Here is a 4,798-nt window from a genome sequence, read left to right on the forward strand (position 1 = left end):
TCGCGCCCGGCGCCACACTCACCACTCCGCGGCTCGCCTGCGCCTTCAGCCCGGACGGGCTCGACGGACTCACCCGGGTCTGGCACCGCTACGAGCGCCGGCTCACCGGCGACCGGATGCACCGGCCCCGCAAGGTGCTCTACAACTCCTGGGAAGCCACCGGCTTCGACGTCGGCGTCGCGACCCAGCTCGAACTGGCCCGGATCGCGGCCGGGATGGGAGCCGAGCTGTTCGTCGTCGACGACGGCTGGTTTCCCGGACGGTCCGACGACACCGGCGGGCTCGGCGACTGGTATCCCGATCCGGCGTCCTTCCCGGAAGGCTTCGACTACTTCATCGCTCAAGTCCGCGATCTGGGCCTGGACTTCGGACTGTGGGTGGAGCCGGAGGCGATCAGCCCGGCGTCCGAGCTGTACGCGGCGCATCCCGAGTGGGTCTACCGCCTGGAGGGCCGTCCCGCCACGCTCGTACGCAACCAGCTCCTTCTCGACCTCGGCCGTGAGGACGTACAGGACTTTGTCCTCGGCACGCTCGACCGGCTGCTCGACGGCCACGCCATCAGCTATCTCAAGTGGGACATGAACCGCCCGCCCACCGAACGCGGCAGGCCCGGCGGCGGTCCCGTCGAGGAACAGGATCTGGACGCCGCGCATGTCGTCGGCTATCTGCGGGTCCTCGACCATCTCCGTATGCGTCATCCGGAGGTCACCGTCGAAGGATGCGCGGGCGGCGGCGCCCGGATCGAGCACGCCACACTCGCCCGTACGGATGTGGTGTGGCCCAGCGACAACACCGCGCCGCTCGACCGGCTGTCCATCCAGTACGGCTATCTCCACGCGCACGCACCGCACACCATGAGCTCCTGGGTCACCGACGCGCCCGGTGTCTTCGATCCGCGCCCGCGCTCGCTCGGCTTCCGCTTCGTCACCGCGGCGGCGGGCGTGCTCGGCATCGGCGCCGACATCCGGCACTGGTCCGAGGAGCAGCGCGCGGAGGCGGCGGAGTGGATCGCCCGCTACAAGGAGATCCGCGAGGTCGTCCACCACGGCGAGGCGCGGCTGCTGAACTCGCCTGCGGACGCCACCTGCGGAGTGCAGTACGAGGAGCCGGGCGGCGGCCGGGTCGTCGTCATGGCGTGGAACACCGGACGTCTCGACGGCGCGCCGCTGGTCCCGGGACGCGCGGCCAGACTGCGGCTGCGCGGGCTCGATCCGGCGGCCCGCTATCGCGACCAGGCGTCGGGCGTCCTGTACGGCGGCGCCCATCTCGTCCATTCCGGTGTGCCGTTCGCCTGGACGGAGCGGTACGACGCGGAGCTGGTGGTCCTCATGCGCGAGTAACCGGGCAGGACCGCACAGTCACTACAGTCAGGACGCCCGGGCCCTGTCGAGCACCCGGCACCCGGCCAACAGCCCTCTTTTCCCAAGGAGTCGACCCGTCCCATGATCCCAACCGCCCGTTTCACCGACCGCGTCGCCGTGGTCACCGGAGCCGCCTCGGGCATCGGCGCCGCCACCGCGCAGCGGCTCGCCGCCGAAGGCGCGGCCGTGATCCTCGCGGACATCGCGAAGGAGCGCGGCGAAGCCGTCGCCGCGGACATCCGCGCGGCCGGCGGCCGTGCCGCGTTCGTCCCGGCGGATGTCTCCGACGTGGGCGACTGGGACCGGATCGTGGCCGCCGCGCACACCTACGGGCCCGTCGGAGTCCTCGTCAGCAACGCCTACACCGTACGGGTCGCGCCCGCCCATGAGATGTCGCTCGACGCCTGGGAGCGGCAGCTCGCCGTCAATCTCACCGGCGGCTTCCTCGGGTTCAAGGCCGTGCTTCCCGATCTGCGCGAGCAGCGCGGCGCGGTGGTCCTCACCTCGTCCGTGCACGCGCACAAAGGCATTCCCGGGCATCCCGCGTACGCCGCTTCCAAGGGCGCGCTGCTCTCGCTCGGCGGACAGCTCGCCGTGGAGTACGGGCCCGAAGTCCGGGTCAACACCGTTCTGCCGGGCCCGATCCTGACCGCCGCCTGGGACCGGGTGCCGGCCGAGGACCGGGAGCGCAGCATCGCCGAGACCGCCGCCCGCCGCTTCGGCAGACCCGAGGAGGTCGCCGCCGCGATCGCCTTCCTGGCGGCCGGGGAAGCCTCGTACATCACCGGATCGAGCCTGCTCGTGGACGGCGGCTGGAGCGTGGTGAAGGCGTCGGCCTGACCGCCGGCCGCCCGACACCGCGCCACCGACCGCCGGACAACGACCGACCAGCAGAAAGGCAGAACGACATGACGCCGTACGCGCGCCGCGGAGTGCACGGCCAGACCGTGGAGATTCTTGCGCGCCGGGTGCTCAGCGGGGAGATTCCCGAGGGGGCGACACTCGATCTCGTGGCGTTGCAGCGAGAGTTGGACGTCAGTCTGACCGCCCTGCGCGAATCGCTGAAGGTGCTCGGGGCCAAGGGGATGGTCGACGCGCGCCAGCGAAGAGGCACCTTCGTCAGAGCGCGTGCCGACTGGAATCTGCTGGACGCGGACGTGCTGCGCTGGCAGTTCGCCGACGGCACCAGCTCCGAGGCCGACCTCGGTCTGCTGCGCAATCTCGGCGAGGTGCGCGGGATCGTGGAACCGGCCGCGGTACGGCTGGCCGCCGCGCGCCGCACCGACGCCGATCTCGCGGCGCTGGAGGCGGCGCTGGAGGCGATGGGCGGGACGGCGGAATACGAAAACGACGGGGCCGGTGGGGTCGACGGGACCGGTGGGCCAAGCGGCGCCGCCCGCGCGGTCGAGGCCGACCTCGCCTTCCACCGCGCGCTGCTCGCGGCCACCCACAACGAACTGCTGGAACGCATGGAGATGGTCATCGAGTCCGGACTCGCCCATCGCGACCAGATCGTGCACAGCTCACCGCACGGCGAGGATCCCGTACCCAGCCACCGTGCCGTTCTCGACGCCGTACGGGCGCAGGACCAGGACGCGGCGGAGCGTGCCATGCGCGCCCTGCTCGACCAGGCCGTACGCGACCTCGACAAGGTGCACGGCGCGCCACGCGACAGCACCGAGGAGACGCCAGGCGGCGGCACCGAGGAGAAGGGCCCCGAGGCCAAGTGAAGATCGTTCGCGTGGAGACGTTCCTCGTCCCGCCCCGCTGGCTGTTCTGCCGTGTCGAGACCGACGAGGGCGTGGTCGGCTGGGGCGAACCGGTGGTCGAGGGCCGGGCCGAGGTCGTACGGGCCGCGGTCGACGTACTCGCCGAGTATCTGATCGGCCAGGATCCGCTCAGGATCGAGGACCACTGGCAGATCCTCAGCAAGAGCGGCTTCTACCGCGGCGGTCCGGTGCTCTCCAGCGCCGTCGCGGGCATCGACCAGGCGCTGTGGGACGTCGCGGGCAAGACGTACGGAGCGCCCGTGCACGCCCTGCTCGGCGGCCCGGTGAGGGACACCGTACGCGTCTACGCATGGGTCGGCGGCGATGAGCCGGCGCGGCTGGCCGAGGAGATAACCGAGCAGGTCGAGGCGGGCTTCACCGCCGTCAAGATGAACGCGGCGGGCCGTACGTCGCCGATCACCACCCTCGCGGAGACCAACGCGGTGGTGGAGCGGGTGGCCGCGGCCCGCGAGGTCCTCGGCCCGGACCGCGATGTGGCCGTGGACTTCCACGGGCGCTTCGGCCCGGCCGGTGTCCGGCGCGTCCTCCAGGAGATAGGCCCGCTGCATCCGCTCTTCGCCGAGGAGCCGCTGCTGCCCGAGCACGGGCATCTGCTGCCCGGACTGGTGGCGGCGAGCCCGGTGCCCATAGCCACCGGCGAACGGCTCTACGGACGGGCCGAGTTCCTGCCGGCACTGGCGGCGGGCATCGCGGTGGCGCAGCCGGACCTCTCGCACGCGGGAGGCATCTCGGAGGTGCACCGGATCGCGTCACTGGCGGACACGTACGGCGCGCAACTGGCGCCGCACTGCCCGCTCGGGCCCATCGCGCTCGCCGCCAGCCTCCAGATCGCCTTCTGCACACCGAACTTCCTCATCCAGGAGCAGAGCCGGGGCATCCACTACAACAAGGACGCGGATCTGCTGTCGTACGTGGTGGACACCGAACCGTTCCGGTTCGAGGCCGGGCAGGCGCACCGCACCGGGCTGCCGGGCCTCGGCATCACGGTGGACGAGGACGCGGTACGGGCCGCCGACCGCCGGGGACACGCGTGGCGCAATCCGGTGTGGCGGCACGCGGACGGGTCGTTCGCGGAATGGTGAGCACGGGGACCGGGCCTTTTGTTGTCACGGATCCGGCGCACGGCGGGCGTTGGACGTCGCTGAGCGGCGGAGGCGGAGGAGGAAGTGCGGGCGGCGGAGGCGGTGAGGGCGGCGGTCGGGAGTGGCTGTGGTTCCGGGACGAGCCGCGCCGGGCGGGCGTCCGTCCCGGGGACGCGTTCGCCGACGCGGGCGGTCTGGAGGAGTGTGTTCCGACGATCCGGGGGACACCGGATCATGGCGACGCGTGGTCACGGGTATGGCGGCGGACCGGCGACGGCGCGTCGGTCGGAGCTTCGGAGGCGGCGGCCGAGGAGGTGGACTGCCCGGACTTCCGGCTGGTCCGGCGGATCACCACGGACGCCGCGCGTACGGTCGTGGACTACCGGCTGTCCGCCGCGCCCGGCTACCGGTTCCTCTGGGCCGCGCACGCGCTGCTCGAACTCTCCGGGCAGGCACGGGCGCTGATGGCCGAGGGCGCGGCCGTCCGGCTGTATCCCGACGGCGGCGCGCGCTGGCTCCCGGGCCGCTGGCCCACGGTGGCGGGCGTGCCGCTCGACCGGCTCCG

At 72.3% G+C, this 4,798-nt stretch carries 4 protein-coding genes and 1 pseudogene; all 5 read left to right on the forward strand.

The annotated features are described in order from the left end of the window. On the forward strand, positions 1-1,340 hold a 1,340-nt coding region (locus GA0115259_RS03690), incomplete at its 5' end, for an alpha-galactosidase (protein WP_141716442.1). Between the two features lie 102 nt (positions 1,341-1,442). After that, complete coding sequence (locus GA0115259_RS03695) at positions 1,443-2,201, forward strand: SDR family NAD(P)-dependent oxidoreductase (protein ID WP_093590740.1); 759 nt, start codon at positions 1,443-1,445, stop codon at positions 2,199-2,201. A gap of 68 nt (positions 2,202-2,269) precedes the next feature. Next, positions 2,270-3,091 carry a FadR/GntR family transcriptional regulator gene (locus GA0115259_RS03700; RefSeq protein ID WP_093590743.1) on the forward strand — a complete coding sequence of 274 codons (822 nt, stop codon included), beginning with the start codon at positions 2,270-2,272 and terminating at the stop codon, positions 3,089-3,091. Beyond that, positions 3,088-4,233 (forward strand): galactonate dehydratase, encoded by a 1,146-nt coding sequence (dgoD, locus tag GA0115259_RS03705; protein ID WP_093590746.1) that lies wholly within the window; start codon positions 3,088-3,090, stop codon positions 4,231-4,233. Before GA0115259_RS03700 ends, dgoD begins: the two co-directional genes overlap by 4 nt. Continuing rightward, a pseudogene (locus GA0115259_RS03710) lies at positions 4,227-4,798 on the forward strand (hypothetical protein); the annotation flags it as partial. The gene dgoD and the pseudogene GA0115259_RS03710, both read left to right, overlap by 7 nt.

It is taken from the genome of Streptomyces sp. MnatMP-M17 (genome assembly GCF_900091995.1).
GTDB lineage: Bacteria > Actinomycetota > Actinomycetes > Streptomycetales > Streptomycetaceae > Streptomyces.